General features: G+C 68.2%; 14 protein-coding genes. 5 read left to right on the top strand and 9 right to left on the bottom strand.

Annotation, left to right across the window (positions count from 1 at the left end):
- Positions 1-416: 416 nt before the first annotated feature.
- Positions 417-3,872, top strand: coding sequence for a glycosyltransferase (locus tag ACZ601_RS08200; protein WP_469534527.1), 3,456 nt, complete (start codon positions 417-419; stop codon positions 3,870-3,872).
- 6 nt (positions 3,873-3,878) lie between these two features.
- On the opposite strand, the gene ACZ601_RS08195 is transcribed toward ACZ601_RS08200, so the two are convergent.
- The 5 genes from ACZ601_RS08195 to ACZ601_RS08175 all read right to left on the bottom strand — a co-directional run bounded on the left by ACZ601_RS08195 (position 3,879) and on the right by ACZ601_RS08175 (position 6,794).
- Positions 3,879-4,583: a hypothetical protein gene (locus tag ACZ601_RS08195; RefSeq protein WP_469534525.1), complete on the bottom strand. Its 705-nt coding sequence runs from the start codon at positions 4,581-4,583 to the stop codon at positions 3,879-3,881.
- A gap of 127 nt (positions 4,584-4,710) precedes the next feature.
- Positions 4,711-5,058, bottom strand: a complete 348-nt coding sequence (locus tag ACZ601_RS08190) for a hypothetical protein (RefSeq protein ID WP_469534522.1) — start codon at positions 5,056-5,058, stop codon at positions 4,711-4,713.
- Positions 5,055-5,786, bottom strand: a complete 732-nt coding sequence (locus tag ACZ601_RS08185; RefSeq protein ID WP_469534520.1) for a GntR family transcriptional regulator — start codon at positions 5,784-5,786, stop codon at positions 5,055-5,057. The genes ACZ601_RS08190 and ACZ601_RS08185 overlap by 4 nt, the downstream gene beginning before the upstream one ends.
- 420 nt (positions 5,787-6,206) lie before the next feature.
- Positions 6,207-6,503, bottom strand: a complete 297-nt coding sequence (locus tag ACZ601_RS08180) for a hypothetical protein (protein ID WP_469534517.1) — start codon at positions 6,501-6,503, stop codon at positions 6,207-6,209.
- Positions 6,504-6,515: 12 nt separating this feature from the next.
- Complete coding sequence (locus tag ACZ601_RS08175) at positions 6,516-6,794, bottom strand: hypothetical protein (protein WP_469534514.1); 279 nt, start codon at positions 6,792-6,794, stop codon at positions 6,516-6,518.
- Between the two features lie 77 nt (positions 6,795-6,871).
- Between ACZ601_RS08175 and ACZ601_RS08170 the strand changes: the two genes are divergently transcribed.
- Positions 6,872-7,627: a GntR family transcriptional regulator gene (locus ACZ601_RS08170; protein WP_469534511.1), complete on the top strand. Its 756-nt coding sequence runs from the start codon at positions 6,872-6,874 to the stop codon at positions 7,625-7,627.
- 25 nt (positions 7,628-7,652) lie between these two features.
- Here ACZ601_RS08170 and ACZ601_RS08165 read toward each other — a convergent pair whose 3' ends face one another.
- A complete protein-coding gene (locus tag ACZ601_RS08165; RefSeq protein ID WP_469534508.1) occupies positions 7,653-8,126 on the bottom strand; it encodes a DUF4240 domain-containing protein in 474 nt (157 codons plus the stop codon).
- A gap of 311 nt (positions 8,127-8,437) precedes the next feature.
- Here ACZ601_RS08165 and ettA point away from each other — a divergent pair, with 311 nt between their 5' ends.
- From ettA to ACZ601_RS08150, 3 genes are read left to right on the top strand one after another with little or no spacing between them, the layout of a single operon-like run.
- Complete coding sequence (gene ettA, locus ACZ601_RS08160; protein ID WP_440574239.1) at positions 8,438-10,102, top strand: energy-dependent translational throttle protein EttA; 1,665 nt, start codon at positions 8,438-8,440, stop codon at positions 10,100-10,102.
- A 5-nt stretch (positions 10,103-10,107) separates the two neighbouring features.
- Positions 10,108-10,530, top strand: coding sequence for an acyl-CoA thioesterase (locus tag ACZ601_RS08155; protein ID WP_399126114.1), 423 nt, complete (start codon positions 10,108-10,110; stop codon positions 10,528-10,530).
- Positions 10,527-11,216, top strand: coding sequence for a DUF8010 domain-containing protein (locus ACZ601_RS08150; protein WP_469534503.1), 690 nt, complete (start codon positions 10,527-10,529; stop codon positions 11,214-11,216). Before ACZ601_RS08155 ends, ACZ601_RS08150 begins: the two co-directional genes overlap by 4 nt.
- Positions 11,217-11,238: 22 nt before the next feature.
- Here the strand turns inward: ACZ601_RS08150 and ACZ601_RS08145 are convergent, their stop codons facing one another.
- From ACZ601_RS08145 to ACZ601_RS08135, 3 genes are all read right to left on the bottom strand, one after another.
- Entirely contained in the window at positions 11,239-12,288 is a 1,050-nt protein-coding gene (locus ACZ601_RS08145; protein WP_469534500.1) for a DUF2804 domain-containing protein, read from the bottom strand.
- 65 nt (positions 12,289-12,353) lie between these two features.
- Entirely contained in the window at positions 12,354-13,316 is a 963-nt protein-coding gene (locus ACZ601_RS08140; protein ID WP_469534494.1) for an ABC transporter ATP-binding protein, read from the bottom strand.
- The gene (locus ACZ601_RS08135; RefSeq protein ID WP_469534491.1) at positions 13,313-16,126 is read right to left on the bottom strand and encodes an ABC transporter permease; all 2,814 of its coding nucleotides are present in this window, start codon (positions 16,124-16,126) and stop codon (positions 13,313-13,315) included. Before ACZ601_RS08135 ends, ACZ601_RS08140 begins: the two co-directional genes overlap by 4 nt.
- Position 16,127 lies beyond the last annotated feature (1 nt).

Below are 16,127 nucleotides of genomic sequence, written 5' to 3'. Positions count from 1 at the left end.
CGCGCACGGCGCGGGCGCGCGCCGCCTCAGCAGCGCGGTCTGCCTCTGTCTCCGCCCCGGCTGGCCGCGCCCGGCGGCGCGCTACGAGCTGCGGACATGAAGCGGGAGAAACGCTCTGTGGCTGGGGCGGCCGGCTCCACGGCTTTAGGCAGCCACTTTGGGGCGAGCCTCTAAGATCATGGCCCCAACGTCGTGCTTTAACGGGCAGGTCCACAGACTGCCCGACTCGCCGGAAGCTTAAGGGGTCATGATCACTCGCCCCAAAGCAGCTCCAGCCCAGAGCCGCTCCGCCGGCCTTCGCGTAGCCCCGCTGCCGCCGTAGGTAGCGGCCCTCACGCTCAGCACTTTTGGGTTCGCGTCAGAACACTGACGCCGATGGCCCTCGGATCGTACGATCTGCATGAACGAGGGGGCTCATGAACATCTCTAAATTTCGTAATCCGTACGACTACCGGAACCCGGTGCGTGAGGCCGCAGCCTTTGCTGGACGAGACTGGGAAGTCGCCACCATCGCATATGAGATCGATCAGACAGCTGTCGATCGAGCGTCCGTCTGTATCGTCCTGCACGGCCCGCGGGCTGTCGGGAAGACGAGCTTGCTCTACGCCACAGAACGGATAGCTGCGGCTCGCGGCCTTACAACCGTGCGCGTGGAGCTGGTCGAGGGGGACGGCGAGCCCATTGCCTTCTTCCGTAAGTTGTACGACGAGTTGATCTCGACGATTGCGGACGAGGCCGTACAAGCCGGGGCGAACGTCCCCTTCGATGTCTCAGCCGTGCGTCGGGTGATGGCCGGGGTCAATGAAGCGGCGTCCGTAGCCCCGCTCCAGTTCCCAGAGGCGGCGGCCCTCGCTGGGCCCGAGGGTAGGGTGCCAGAGGCGGCGTTGCGTGCCGATCTGTCCCATATTGTGCGCCTTCTTGGGCATCCAGTAGTTCTCCTCGTGGACGAGGCCCAACTGATCGCCGGTGACGCCAGGGCCCTGTCGGTTATGCGCTTCCTCACCACCCGTGTTGACGGCCTGGTCCTGGTGCTATCGGGCACGTCCGGACTGATCGACCGGATCATGGACGTGCACTCGCCCATTTTGAGGCAATTCAAGGAAATTGAAGTCCGAGCATTTGTAGAACACGGGGATGTCGCGAGCTGTATAGTGCGACCACTCCGCAGTGCGGGAATCTATGGCGGGATCCCGCAAGGCTTGGCCTCCTCCTTGCGGCAGCTCACTGATGGCAACCCTTATGAAGTGCAGCTCTATTGTCACGAGATGTTCACTCGCTGGCAGAGTGGCGTCACTGATCGAATGAAGCTCACTCCTGAGGTAGTCGAAGGCATCCGATCTCGAATGGAATCGGGCCGTGATGTCTTGGAACGACCACTAGTTCATGCCGTGCGCGGGATGAAACGACAGGAGCTCGTTGCCTTCAACGTTCTAACCTCGGGTTTGGGGCACGCGACACCGGACGAGGCATGGTTTGCCTACTGCTTGGCTGGACAGCCGGAAATCACACGCGAGCAGTACGACAAATTTAGGGAGAAACTAGCTGCGCAAGGTATCCTCGCCGCCGAGGACATTGTCCGTTTCGCAGTGCAGACGGAGCTCTTCGACGAGGTCTACGCCCGGCTCTGGACGGCCCGCACCATCCGATTGCAGCCCCACGCCCAGGTCACCAGCCGAGGTGACGTTCGAGCCATGCTTATTAATCGGCTCTTCTCCGTACTGCATGAGTTTGCCCAAGACTCTCTGCATATCTTCGAGACATGCTGTTCCCAGATGGGTGCGCGGCACGTGCAGAAAATGCTCAGCGCCTTGGAGAGCATGCCTGACGCAGGCCCGGATATCTTCCCGCGGGTCGCCTTCCTCCATTCTGCAATCTTGCGCACGGGTGAGCCATTGGCCCTCGACCTCACCACCGTTACTTGCACTTACCGCAACCACACAGTTGAACGCTGGCTGTACTCTGCCGACAATGACGATATCTCGCTGGCCGACACTGCCGCCTTCAAGGTGGTAGCTGACCGGGTCGCGGGACTCGGCGGACACCTCACCGCCGATCGGGTTCGCGTGCCACTGCGGACGTGGCCGGCTCATGATTGGTTCCGAAAGGCCAGTGGGGAGTTGCGCACCGAGTTGGCGGACAATCATTACAACGCCGCTTTCAATGCATACGGGACTGGAAACGTGTCCGCTGCCCGTAGTAACTTCCAGTCGTCGTTTGCATTGCACCCGGGCTGGAAGCAGGCCAACAGCCTGACATATCTCAGCTTGGCCTACGGGCTCAAGGGCGACGCTCTCGCATGGTCTCAGCGCGCTCTCGAACTTTCTTCCGACGCCTCCCAGCGCGCCTTGAGCCGCTACAACGCGGCCATGGCTCATTTCCTGACCGGAGACCGGGACGGCGCCGCCAAGCACCTCTTGGGGGCCGCGGCAGAGCTAAGGGGCACGGCGCTGATCAATAAGATGGCCTTCCTGCTGCTCCCGGACCCGGACGACAGCACGCGTTTGAACCAGGAGTCTCAAGTAGACATTGCGGAGGCGGTACAGCGCGCCCGCGCCGCCCTCGGTATGCCTCCTGGCGACGTCCCGATAGGGCCGTCCGATGAAGCACCGGACGAAGGGGCGGTCAATGTGCACGCGCAGACAGCTACCCCCTTCACTGCATATTCCTCACAGAAGCCGGTAGTTGTGTCCGTGGCTACCGAATGGAATTCCACCCATGGCGGTCTCAGTACGTTCAACCGGGATCTGTGCCAGGCGCTGGCCGCCGCAGGTGCGCAGGTGTTCTGTGTGGTACTGGAGGCAACCGCAGCGGAATTCGCCGCTGCGGACAAGGCAGGCGTCACGCTTCTCCCAGCTCCCGACATGCCCGGGGCCTCCGACGATATGCGGCTCACCAGCCGTCCCAAGCAACTCGGTGGAACTGTGCCGCACTTGGTCTTGGGGCACGGCCGGATCACGGGGCCCGCAGCGCAGAAACTAGCCGACGACTTCTTCCCCACCGCCCGTCGCCTGCATTTCGTTCACATGGCTCCGGACGAGATTGAATGGTATAAGCCTGATCGCGGCAATGACCTTGGCCTGCGGGCCGAGGAACGAACCAGTGTCGAGCGGGCCCTCGGCGGGACCGCGCACCGTGTGGTCACGGTCGGACCTCGGTTGCACGAGCAATACGTCGACGAGTTCAGGAAGCCCGAGGGCCTTTCTCCACTGAGGCTCGATCCGGGGTTCGACGGCGCTGGTCAAGGTGCGGATCTTGGTCCGCCTCAGGGTTCCCCATGTCGAGTCATGCTCTTGGGCCGTGTAGAGGATGCAGAACTCAAAGGCGTGGACTTGGCCGCCGCAGCATGCGGTCGAGTCGCGATTTGGCTACGCGAGGATGGCCTGAGAAGCGTCCGACTGGTGGTGCGTGGTGCCCCAGCATCTGCGGTGGATGAGGAGCGGAGGAAAATCGTGACATGGGCGGCGAGTCCCGGGCTGGATGTCGTAGTCCGTGCCTACACGTCGTCACAGCCCCGCATTGACGAAGATCTGAAGACCGCCAGCCTGGTGATCATGCCTTCGCGTAGGGAGGGGTTTGGTCTGGTTGGACTTGAGGCGATCACTCAGGGCATCCCGGTCCTGATCAGCTCAGAGAGCGGACTGGCTGATTTGCTCCGAGAGACCTTGGGACACGAGCGAGCGAGCCGGTTCGTCGTCGAACTGTCCAGAGACGACGAAGTTGACGTTGAGAAGTGGGCTCGGGCCATCGACAGGAAGCTGCGGGACTGTGAAGGCGCCTTCCGTCAGGCAGCCGAGCTTCGCGACGAGATGACCCAACGGGTGACATGGAGCCGTGCTGCTGCAGTGGTCCTCGGTGAGATCTTGGACCGGTGAGCGCGCTCACTGTGTGAACGCGGCCGCGGTGACTTCCCGTTCCATTTCCGCGCGGTGGAACTCATACGTCCTGATGCCGGAGACCTTTATAAGCACGCAGAAGCGCTCCACCGACGACAGATGTCTGCTCACTTGCGCGTACTCGCGCCGGAGGAAGTGGATCGCGGCCAGGTTGGCCACCGATGATTGCCCAGCTACCAGGAAGACTGGGCGAACGGACTCCGCCGGTGTGAACTTTGCAACGAGCGCGTATTCCTGGTTTCCCCGATCGAACAGGAATTTCTCTCCATCAACTTCAATAGCCACCGAGTCTGGTCGGGTGTCGTCGTATGGATGAATGACAACTCCTGGGAGGTGGGCGGCGAGGTGACCGCCAGTGCGGAGGTTGGCGCTCCCAGTGGGCCCACCGACACAGAATTCCGTGCGATCGTCGTTGCCCCCACGGAATGCACCCGATTCCAAAGAGACGTGGCATTGCAACTCGCCTGCGAGTAGGCCCAGTTCCACAACCGCCCTTACGTCGCGGTAATGGGCGGTACCAGGCGAGTTATATTTACTGCCCAGCACGAACAGACAGGTCTGCCCAGGCCGCACGCCAAAGAACGCAGCCCTTCTGGCTACCGTCCGAGCACGCTTGGCTCGCTCCCACGACCAGACGAACCCACCGCCGAGGAAGCTGGTCACCAGCCCGATCGCGATGTTCGTGAGCACTGACTGAATCATGTCCCCCCACTCTCTGGCCGGCATCGTTTCACGGCCGGGGAACTCTCGCCAGGCGATCCTGGCAGAGGAGCCCCAGGCTGAATCTGGAGCTCCTCTGTTTGGAACTGAATTGCTGCTACCCGAAGGCCGCTGCCTGCAGTCTCGGGCCCTCGTTGCCCCCGCCGCGAGCGGTGAGATCCGATATTGGTAGGCGGTGGCCGCGGCTTGTGGCCACGCGGAGCACCTCGTGAAGGGCTTCAGCCAGGGCCGTCGCAAGGTGGCGCAGCTCTTCCTTCTCGGTGTCCTCGTCGTCGAGTGTTTCGGATGCGCGCTCCAGGAGGTCGGTTGCCATGCCGAGTTGTGCCGCCTCGATGCTGTCTGCCAGGCGGGACAGGTGGCCGCTGTTGTCGTCGGTGCTCAGGTAGCAGGGCTTGCCCTCGGGGCCCGGCCATGGGAGGAGCCGCAGTTCGTTGTTGGGTGTCATCCTTCTGTGCTCCTGTCTCCGCTCATCGTGTGGTGCGTGAAGAGCGCGTCGGCGCGATCGCCAGGAAGCACCAGCCGCGCTGCATCGACGACGCGTCCGGTTGTGTCGGTCGCTACGCGGATGACCGCCAGAACGGGCAGGGCTGAGCTGATGCGCAGGGTTGCCGCTTCTCGCGGGGTTGGGAAGCGTGCGCTGATCCGCTCCTGTACCTCGGCCAGCGGCGGGTGCAGTTCCGACAACCTTGCCCACACCCCCTTGCGTAGGGCCGACTCGCCTGGACCATTGGCCGGCGCCAAGTCGCGGGGGACGTAGATCCTGGCCAGGCTGTGCGGTGACTTCTCCGCGTAGCTGATGCAGAGGAATTCGGTCAGTGGGCTGCTTGCTGACACCCTCAGAAGAGCGGTCAGATCCCCTCGCGCCGGGAGATGCGTCGTGCGGACCGTCATACGGAGAGCCGCATCGGCCGCGGTCTGAGCGTCGGGCGTGCGGCCGCCGCCGACGTACGTGATTCTTCGGATGGGATGGCGGACGAAGTTCCCTCTGCCGTGAACCTTCTCGACGAGCCCTTCGCCCTGGAGTACGGCGAGGGCGTTCCGCAGGGTCGGCGTGCTGACCGCATAGCGTGCGGCGAGTTGTGCCTCGGAAGGGAGACGTTCGCCGGCCTTGAATCGACCGGATGAGATCTGGCTCCGGAGGTCGTCGGCGATGACATGGCGGCGTGAAGCCACGGCTTGAATCACCTCCGCCTCAGGACCCGAAGCGCGACGAATCGAGTCTGGGAGTGCATGGTCAGCAGCTCTCCCGACTCGAAGCGAAGCCGTTTTGCCGCACCTGCGAGCTGGAGGAGGTCGGTTACGCGACACGGTTGGCCTCCGATCTGGATCACATCGCCCCTCTGCACGCTGGTTGCGGTGATCTCGACAGTTGCGGCAAGTGCGCCGCCAGGCGTCCATCTGTTCACTGGGGCACCTCTCCTGAAGTGGAGGGGTGGCAGGGGCAGTCGCAGGCTTCGTAGACCACGGGGATGCCGATCGGTGCCACGGCGGGGGAGGAATGCGCGCACTGACGGTGCGTTCCAATGAGGCACGAGCTCGACCTGTAGGGCGTGGCTTTCGCGTTCGTCACACCTGGCCGCTTATGAGTTGGCATCAGTTCGTCCCCCTCGGTGCGAGCCGGGCTCGCGCGAGCGGTGTGTGAGCTACGGGTGTTGGTTGCTGCTTCGCGCCTTCGCGGCGGGCTAGCACGTACGGGCGCACGAGCTGGCTGTCCTCGTCGGCGAGGACGTCCATTCCGTGCCGAAGCTGCCCCATGTGCAGCGTGGGGGCGTCGGCGAGGTCGAGCGGGACGGCCCGCGGGCAGAGCGCGGTTAAGGCGCGGCGGTGCCGGCCCATCGGGAAGTACCGCTCACTGGTGCGTGAGACGGCACCGCGGATACGGTTGAACACGCTGATCAGCTCCTAACGCTGATGGCCAGGTCCCCGGACATCGCCCGTCGCGGGGACCTCTTTGCGTACGGCGGCCCATAAGACGAGGCCGTCCACGTTGCTCGCGACGAGGCCGAATCGATCGGCTGTCGCCACTGCGTCCAGGACCTCCCGCCATGAGTCGGCGGGGAAGTCGTTCGGAACCTCCGCTCTGATGGATGTGCGGTGCGCGTGCTGCACCACGTGCGTGGTCAGTCCGGCGGCGGACAACCTGGCGGCGAGGTCCTCGGCGCTCAGTTCGGAAGCGGGCACAGGTATCTCCGTCGCCGTGTGATCACGTTACGTGAAGCTAGTTAACTAGGTTAGAGCTAGTGGACTAGATTTTCCATATGCCTGAGCAGCCGCCTTATCTCCGCATCGCGGACGTTCTCCGACGACGGATCGCGGAGCGCGAGTGGACGCCGGGGGACCGGCTGCCCTCACGTGCCCAGATCGCCGAGGAGTGCGGCGTCGGCGAGAACGTCGTCCGTCGCGCGCAGGAGCTGCTGATCTCGCAGGGAGTTCTGGAAGGCCGTGCGGGGTCCGGCACCTATGTTGCCGAGCCCCGTCGGCGCGTCCGGGTGGTGCGATCCTCGGCCCGCGAGCAGCGTGACGATTCCCCGTTCCGTGCGGACATGCAGGCTGTGGGCAGGCGCGGGGATTGGGAGAGCCGGACCGAGGCCAAAGTCCCGGCGCCGGCCGAGATCGCGGCGCGGCTCGGTGTCGGCGAAGGCGATCTGTGTGTCCGGACCGTGTACGAGTTCCTGGCCGACGGCAAGCCGGTGCAGCTGTCGACGAGCTGGGAGCCGTACGACCTCACCGCCGGCACGCTCGTCGTCCTTCCCGAGGGAGGGCCGCACGCCGGGGCAGGCGTCGTGAACCGTATGGCCGCGATCGGTGTCACGGTCAGCCATGCTGTCGAGCAGCCGGAGCCGCGGCAGGCGACTACCGAGGAGGCGTCTCTCCTCGGCATCCAGAAGGCAGCTCTCGTTACCCACATCAGGCGGACGTACTACAGCGACGAGGGCCGGCCCGTGGAGACTGCGGACATCGTCGCGCCTGCCGCCTTGTGCGAGATCGTTTACGAGATTCCCACCGGGCGGTAGCGGGGTGGCTGAGGCTGTGCGGACCTCAGTCCTGCAGGTCCGGCCAGCCGTCCTTGTTGGAGAAGGTCTCGACCCAGTACCGAGTTGAGCGGTGCCACTCCTGGCCGGTGGCCAGCTCGTACGCCTTGTCCGGCACGTAGAGCAGCCACTCGGCGTCGTACTTGGTGGAGGTGTACGGGGCGAACTTGTCGACGTCGAAGAAGACGCTTTCCCAGACGGCTCGACCGGCGGCGACCACGGCGCAACGCGTGTACAGGAAATGGTCGGCCGACATAGGGAACGGACTCCCGTCGCGATCCGTCAGGTCGACGACCGGCAGGACGCCGAATTTTTCCTGGTCCAGACGGTAGAGAGCCTCGGCATGGCGTTCAGCGAAGCCCACGATGTCTGCAACCGGGCGACGACCCAGCTCTTCAGCGAGCCGCTGGCAGTTCAGCTCGCTGGCCTCACCGTTCAAGGTGTCTATAAGTGCCCAGAAGTCGGCCCATATGATTCTCACGGACGCAGGATGCCAGGTGGGGAGCCGACTGTCCCGGGCCTGCCGAGAAGTTGTCTGTCGAAGACGGTCTTGAGCCTTTCCGCTCCGGGCGATCTTGACGCTCCTCCCAGTGATCGTTCCTGGGCCGTCCCTGGGCCGTGCGAGGGCGCTCAACAGCGATCGGCGGCGACAGCCAGTGACAGATCACCTACAAGCGCGGACCGGCGTAGGGCCAGGTCAGGCCCACCCCCCGATACGGGTTTCCGTCAAGAGGTGGCCGTCAGGCAAGATGGGGTGTATCTGCCCACTCATCGATTGCCGGACGGTTTCTCTTGGCTGAGTACATCTACACGATGCGCAAGACACGCAAGGCGCACGGCGACAAGGTCATCCTTGACGACGTCACGCTGAGCTTCCTGCCCGGCGCGAAGATCGGTGTGGTGGGTCCCAACGGTGCCGGTAAGTCCACGGTGCTGAAGATCATGGCGGGACTGGAGCAGCCGTCCAACGGTGACGCCTTCCTGTCGCCCGGGTTCAGCGTCGGCATCCTCATGCAGGAGCCCCACCTCGACGAGTCGAAGACCGTGCTGCAGAACGTGCAGGACGGCGCCGCCGAGATCATGGGCAAGCTGAAGCGGTTCAACGAGGTCGCGGAGGAAATGGCGACCGACTACACCGACGCGCTCATGGACGAGATGGGCAAGCTCCAGGAGGACCTGGACCACGCCAACGCGTGGGACCTGGACGCTCAGCTGGAGCAGGCCATGGACGCCCTGGGCTGCCCGCCCGGCGACTGGCCGGTCACCACGCTCTCCGGTGGCGAGAAGCGCCGCGTGGCGCTCTGCAAGCTGCTCATCGAGGCGCCGGACCTGCTGCTGCTCGACGAGCCCACCAACCACCTCGACGCCGAGTCGGTGAACTGGCTGGAGCAGCACCTCTCGAAGTACGCGGGCGCCGTGGTGGCCGTGACCCACGACCGGTACTTCCTGAACAACGTCGCCGAGTGGATCCTTGAGCTCGACCGCGGCCGCGCCATCCCCTACGAGGGCAACTACTCCACGTACCTGGAGAAGAAGGCCACCCGCCTCAAGGTCGAGGGCCGCAAGGACGAGAAGCGTCAGAAGCGGCTCAAGGAAGAGCTGGAGTGGGTCCGCTCCAACGCCAAGGGCCGGCAGACCAAGTCCAAGGCACGTCTCGCCCGGTACGAGGAGATGGCGGCCGAGGCGGACAAGATGCGGAAGCTGGACTTCGAGGAGATCCAGATCCCGCCGGGCCCGAGGCTCGGTTCCATCGTCGTCGAGGTCGAGAACCTCTCGAAGGCCTTCGGTGACAAGGTCCTCATCGATGACCTGTCGTTCACGCTGCCGCGCAACGGCATCGTCGGCATCATCGGTCCGAACGGCGCGGGCAAGACCACGCTGTTCAAGATGATCCAGGGCCTGGAGACGCCGGACTCCGGCGCCATCAAGGTCGGCGACACGGTCAAGATCTCCTACGTCGACCAGTCCCGCGCCAACATCGACCCGAAGAAGACCCTCTGGGCCGTCGTCTCCGACGAGCTGGACTACATCAACGTCGGCCAGGTCGAGATGCCTTCGCGGGCGTACGTCTCCGCGTTCGGCTTCAAGGGCCCGGACCAGCAGAAGCCGGCCGGTGTGCTCTCCGGTGGTGAGCGCAACCGCCTCAACCTGGCGCTGACGCTCAAGGAGGGCGGCAACCTGCTGCTCCTCGACGAGCCCACCAACGACCTCGACGTCGAGACCCTCTCCTCGCTGGAGAACGCACTCCTGGAGTTCCCGGGTGCGGCCGTGGTCATCTCCCACGACCGCTGGTTCCTGGACCGCGTCGCCACGCACATCCTGGCGTACGAGGGCGACTCCAAGTGGTACTGGTTCGAGGGCAACTTCGAGTCGTACGAGAAGAACAAGGTCGAGCGCCTCGGTGCGGACGCGGCCCGTCCGCACCGCGCCACGTACAAGAAGCTCACGCGAGGCTGATCGTCTTGGCACGTCACATCTACAGCTGCCCGCTGCGCTGGTCGGACATGGATGCCTTCGGCCACGTCAACAACGTGGTCTTCCTCCGCTACCTGGAGGAGGCGCGCATCGACTTCATGTTCCGGCTGGCGCCGGGCGACGGCTCGCCGTCGTTCGCGGGCGGCTCCGTCGTGGCCCGGCACGAGATCGACTACGTCCGGCCGCTGGTCCACCGGCACAGGCCGGTCACCGTCGAGTCCTGGGTCACGAAGATCGGCGCCGCGTCGCTGACGATCGCCTACGAGATCAAGGACCCCGACCAGGTCTACGTACGGGCGTCGACCATCGTCGTGCCGTACGACCTGGCCGAGGAGCGCCCCCGGCGGATCTCCGCGGAGGAGAAGCTCTTCCTCCAGAAGTACCTGGCCGAGGAGCCCGCTGCGGCATGACCGTGCCCGTGCAGTCGCTGCTGTTCGCCGACGCGAGGGAGGCCGCGGATCTCGCGGCCTTCCTCGGCCGGCTGCTCCACTACGACCGGGCCGCCGCCGTACGCCTCCAGGCGGGCGGCGGGGCGCTCGCCGTGTTCGGCCGGCCGCCATCGTTCGAGGTCCTGGCGATCCGGGCGGTGCGCCTCGCGGACACGCATGACTTCGACGTCACGGTGTCGGCCGGCGAACTCCTCGAATCCCTCGACGTCGAGGGACCGGACGCCGGTGCCGGGGCGCTGCCCCAGCCGGTGACCGGGCCGCCCTGGACGGGCGTGCTGCCCCCGCGCGGCGGCTGGCAGGAGTGCCGCCCGGCGCTGCCCGGCCCCGTCGCCCTGGGCACGGCGCTGAGCGCCGCCGTGAAGGAGTTCCGGGCGCGCGACGAGGCACTGCCGAAGGACCGGCGTACGCGGGCGGAGCGGGACCTCATCGGACACGACATCTGGTCCCGGAACGTCGGCGGCACAGAGCTGCCGCTGCGGGCCGTGCACGCGGCGCAGTCCCTCGGTTTCCTCCGGTCCGCGCCCGGCTTTCCCGTCGCGCTGCTCGCGGCGGGGGCGTGGCTGCGGCTGCGCACCCCGTTCGGCGCGATCGCCCTGCGCAGGGCCGGTGCCGGGCTGGGCCCGCTCGGCGTCTCCGTGGGCGGCTAGGGCCTGTCGTCAAACTGCCGGGTCACCAGCGCATGTGGACGTCCTCGGCCCAGCCCAGCAGCCGTTCCACCACGATCTCCTCTCCGTCGTCGGTGCGGACGCGGCCGTCGTAATGGCCGAAGCACTGGTCGGTGCGGTTGGCGATCAGACCGGCGTCCGTGTGTGCCGACCGGTTGCGGAACGGGGTGAACACCAGGTCGACCTGGCCGGACGAGGGCGTACGGATGGTCCAGGGGGCGAGGAGGTCGGCCGCCGACCACCGCCAGTCCAGCTCCTCGCCGATCTTGGTCAGTCGGCCGTCCACGCAGAGCCCGTTCTCGGTGGAGCCGGTGCCCGCCGTCCAGCGTCCGCCGAACTGGAGGCCCACCGTGTGCCCGCCGGTGCGTCCGGAGGCGGCGCCCCAGTTCCAGTCGACCGTGCGCGGCCAGCGGCCCCGGCCGTGGTCCAGGACGGCCCAGGTGTCGTCCCCGTCGAACTCCAGGAACTCCGTGCCGATCCGGACCCGGCCGGACGCGGGGAGCGCGGTGTGCTTGGAGGTGTACTGGAAGCGCCGGTCGCTCCACGGCACCACGACGGAGAGCGATTCGTGCCCCGGCTCCCGGGCGACCAGCAGGTCCACCTCCAGCGGCACCCGGTCCGCCGTCAGACACCGGGCCCGCAGCCGGGTCGCGGCGCTCTCGTCGCGGATCTCGATCCGCACCTTGCCACCGGACGGCCGCGCGGGCCCGACCACCACGTCCGCCGAGCCGGGAGCCCCGGCCACGGTGTCCGGGAGCCCGGTGCCGAAGCCGCCGGGGACGATCGCGGTGCGCTCCGACTCCAGCCCGCCCGGGGCGTATTCGAGCAGGTAGACCGTGTTCAGGGCGAGGAAGTCGAGGTCACTGACGGTCAGCACCACCAGATGGGTGGGCGTCGTCACGCACCAGTACTCCCAGCGCTTCGTCCGGCCCCAGCCGCGCAGATTGGCGCGGTGCAGCGGCACCCGGGACCAGCCGACCGCCGCCGGATCGAGACGGCCGTCGGGCAGACAGAGATCGACGGGCTCGGTGATCTCGTGCTCGTGCGTCGCCATGCGCGGAGCCTACAGCGGGCCCATCAGACCCGTCCGGCCGAAGGACGTCTCCGGGCCGGTCCGCCTCACTCCGGCTCGCGGGCGTCCGGCCACACCCCGATGTGGTCCTGCTCCAGCTCCAGCAGCACGCGGTGCTCCATGCCCAGCGACTCCGTGTAGTCCGAGGGCAGTTGCAGCCGGCCCGCCCGGTCGAGCATCGCGTACTCGCGGGCCACCTGGGACTCCTGGCCCGTCGCCGCGTCGACCTCGGTGCGGCGCAGCACCTCGAAGGAGGTGCGGCCGTCCCGGATGGCGACCGTGCGGCGGACCTCGTTCGCGACGGCCTGGTCGTGCGTGACGATCACGATCGTCGTGCCGAGCTCCTCGTTGGCGCGGCGGAAGGCGGCGAAGACCTGCTCTCCGGTGGCCGAGTCCAGCTCGCCGGTCGGCTCGTCCGCGAGCAGCACAGAGGGGGAGTTGGCCAGCGAGACCGCGATCGCCACCCGCTGCTGCTGACCGCCCGACATCTGCCTCGGGCGCCGGTCACGGCAGTCCGCCACCTCCAGCATCGCGAGCAACGACTCGGCTCGTGCGGCCCGTTCACGGTTGCGCCCGCCGCCGCGCAGCTGCATCGGCAGCGTGACGTTCTGGATCGCCGTCAGATAGGGCAGGAGATTGCGGGCGGTCTGCTGCCAGACGAACCCGACGACGTCCCGGCGGTAGCGCAGCCGCTCCTTCTGCCCCATCGACAGCAGATCGCAGCCCGCCACCTTCGCCGCGCCCGCCGTCGGCACGTCGAGACCCGCCAGGATGTTCATCAGCGTCGACTTGCCGCTGCCGGACGCGCCGACCAGTGCCAGCAACTCGCCCTCGGCGACCAGCAGATCGAGACCCTGGAGGGCCTGCACCTCCACCCCGTCCGTGGTGAAGATGCGCACCAGCCGGTCGCAGGAGATCAGCGCGTCGTGCCCGTAGGAGGGCCGGTCGCGGCGTGCGGCGGCCCGCTGTTCGAGCTCCGCCAGTGTGGAATCGGTCGACGGAGTCGTCATCGGGAGTCTCCTGCCCTGAGTTCGGTGATCGAGCCGCGGCGGCCGGTCCACCAGGCCTGTACACCGGCCACCGCGGCGGTGAGGACGACCACGCCGAGTGCCGGAAGGACCATGGACCACGGATCCGCCCGCAGCGGTGCGTCGTAGAGCGGACCGGAGCCCGTCCCGGTCGCGAGCGCGAGGTGCACCAGGTCGACGCCCGGTGCCAGCAGCGCGATGGTGGCCCGGCCGACGAGCAGACCGCCCGCGGCCGCGAGCAGCGCCTGCGGCATGGCCTCGTAGCCCAGCAGACGTCCGCCCTGCCGGGTGCCGATGCCCATGGTGCGCAGCCGGGCCAGCAGCGTGGTGCGCTCCGGTGCGGTCCGGAGCAGCGAGAGGAGCACGGCGAGCAGGGCGTAGCCCGCGCCGGCCGCGATCGCCGCCGTGTAGATCCGCTCCGCGCCCACCTGCATGGGGGTGTCCACGTAGGCGGCGCGCGCCTCGGAGCGCAGCCGCACGGTGAGGCCCTCGCCCGCGTGCCCGGCCGCCGCGCGCAGCGCCTTGGCGTCCAGCCGGTCGCCGGTGAGCAGCAGGGCGGTGGTCTGCCGGTGGGTGAGGGCGGAGGCGTCGACGACCATGAAGGAGGTGTCGGTGACGGCCGGCGTGTGCGCCACCGTGCCCGCCACCTGGACCTTGAAGTCCCCGGCCATCGACTGGAGATCGCGCGGCCGGTCCCCGAGCCGCTGGGCGACGGACGGCGAGGCGAGGACCGGCAGCACCCGGTCCTTGGCGGGCATCGTGCCCTTCGGCGTCGGCGGGCCGGTGTACTTCAGCCGGTCCGCGGTGAAGGGGCCGACGCCGGTGGACCGGGCCAGCCGGGCGTAGCCGACCGGGTCGACGCCGATCAGGGTGGTGCCCTGGGCGTCCTCGAAGCCGCGCTCGGGCGGCGGCAGCGAGACGCCGTACTCGATCTGCACGCCCGCCACCTCCCGTACGCCGTCCGCTCCGGACACCGCATGGACCAGGCTGTCCGGCAGCGGTGCGGAGTCGGCCCCGCCGCTGATCCGGGCGTCCGCGCCGGTCGCGAGGACCGCCGCGGTGTCCCGGGCGGCCGCGACCCCAGCCAGGACCGAGCCGCCGAACGCCGCCGTCGTCAGCGCGACCAGCAGCGCGAGCAGCGGCAGTGTCCCGGCGGCCGAGGAGCGTCCGGCGCGGGCCAGTGCCAGGAAGCCGATGGCGCCGCGCAGCCGGGCCACGGAGCGCAGCGCGAGCCGCAGCGGCAGCGGGTAGAGCCGGACGAGCACCAGCGCCGCGATCAGCGCGACCAGCACGGGGGCGGCGCTGACCAGGAGATCGGTGCCCCCCTCACCGCCCGTGCCGCGTCGGCGCAGGGCGACGACCGCGCCGACGGCCAGCACCAGCAGGGTCAGCTCGGCGACGGTGCGCCGCCGCGACGGCCGCACGCTCACCAGGTCGTCCCGGCCGCCGTGCAGCCGTGGTCTGCGGTGCAGCAGCACGGTACGGACCGGGAGCGCGGCGCAGACCAGCGCGGCGACCGCCGCCGCCCCGGCGGCCGAGGGCCACAGCCTGCCCCCGCCGGTCACCAGCACCGCGAGCAGCAGGCCCAGCGCGGCGGCGGGCACGGCCGTCACCGCGGTCTCGGCGAGCAGCCGGCCCCCGATGGACCGCAGGGAGCCGCCCCGGGCGCGCAGCAGGGCGAGTTCGTCGTGGCGCCGGCCGGCGATCAGCCCGCCCGTCATCAGCAGCACCACGGCGGCGACGGCCCCGATGCCAACGGCGGCGACGGTGACGACCGGGCGGATCGCCTGCCGCATCCCCTCGTACGCGCTCACGATCTCGTCCAGGTCGGTCGTCACCGTCGCGGTCGCACCGGCGGAGGCGCGCACTTTCAGCAGCCCCGGTCCGCCCTCCAGGGAGGCCACGGACGAGCGGATCCGGTCCGTGTCGAGGGTGGTCAGCCGCGAGACATCCGGCATGATCCGCCAGTACGCCTCGGGCTGCCCGGTGGTCGCGAGCAGCGCCGGCGCCGCGTCCGGAGGGAGCAGCAGCGCCGCCGTCCAGTAGTAGCGCGGCTCGGTCTTGGTCGGTTTGGCCACCAGCGAGGGGGTGCGCAGCAGCTGCTCGGCCGACCAGTAGGCGGCCTCCGGTCGCAGCGGGGTGACGATGCCGGTGATCCGTACCGTGAACCGCCCGCCCCTGGCGACCGGTACGGAGACGGCCGAGCCGACCTTGATCCGCAGCGCCTTCGCGGTCTCCTCGGTGACCGCGGCCTCCACCTCCGCGGTGCCGGAGGTGACCTTGCCTCGGACGGCCGGCCACGTGCCCGCGCGCAGGGTGGCGTGCTCGGGCAGTCCCGACTGCGTCGTGTACGTCAGCTCCGGGTCGATGCCGTAGGGGCGGGGGAACCAGGGCTCGGCGGCGGGGGTCGGCTTCGTCGTCCGGAGCCCGTACGCGGACTGGCCGCTGTCGGCCCGCAGCGGACCGGGCAGCCCGGCCAGCAGCGCCCGGTGCGCGGAGCCCAGCGATTCGTCCCGCACCGCCCGCTCGCGTGCCGCCTCCGGCAGCTGGAGCCCCGGCGGCGGGCTGCTGACCTCCAGGACGCTGCGCCTGGGGGAGGCGGCGCCCAGGTCGTGGCGCAGCCCCTCGCCCTCGTACCGGTCGACGGCCCGGGGGAACGCGGCGGCCAGGAACGCCGTCAGCAGCACCAGCAGCCCGAGCGCGCAGGCCGCCTCCGGGGCGGTGCGCAGCCGGGTCCGTACCCATGGCGCGCAGGCGGCCGTCGTACGGGAGAACATCGGACGCGGGCTCATG

Source organism: Streptomyces sp. NPDC104307, assembly GCF_055584045.1.
The sequence above is the reverse complement of the archived record's forward strand: the minus strand, read 5'-3'. Positions and strand labels throughout refer to the sequence as shown.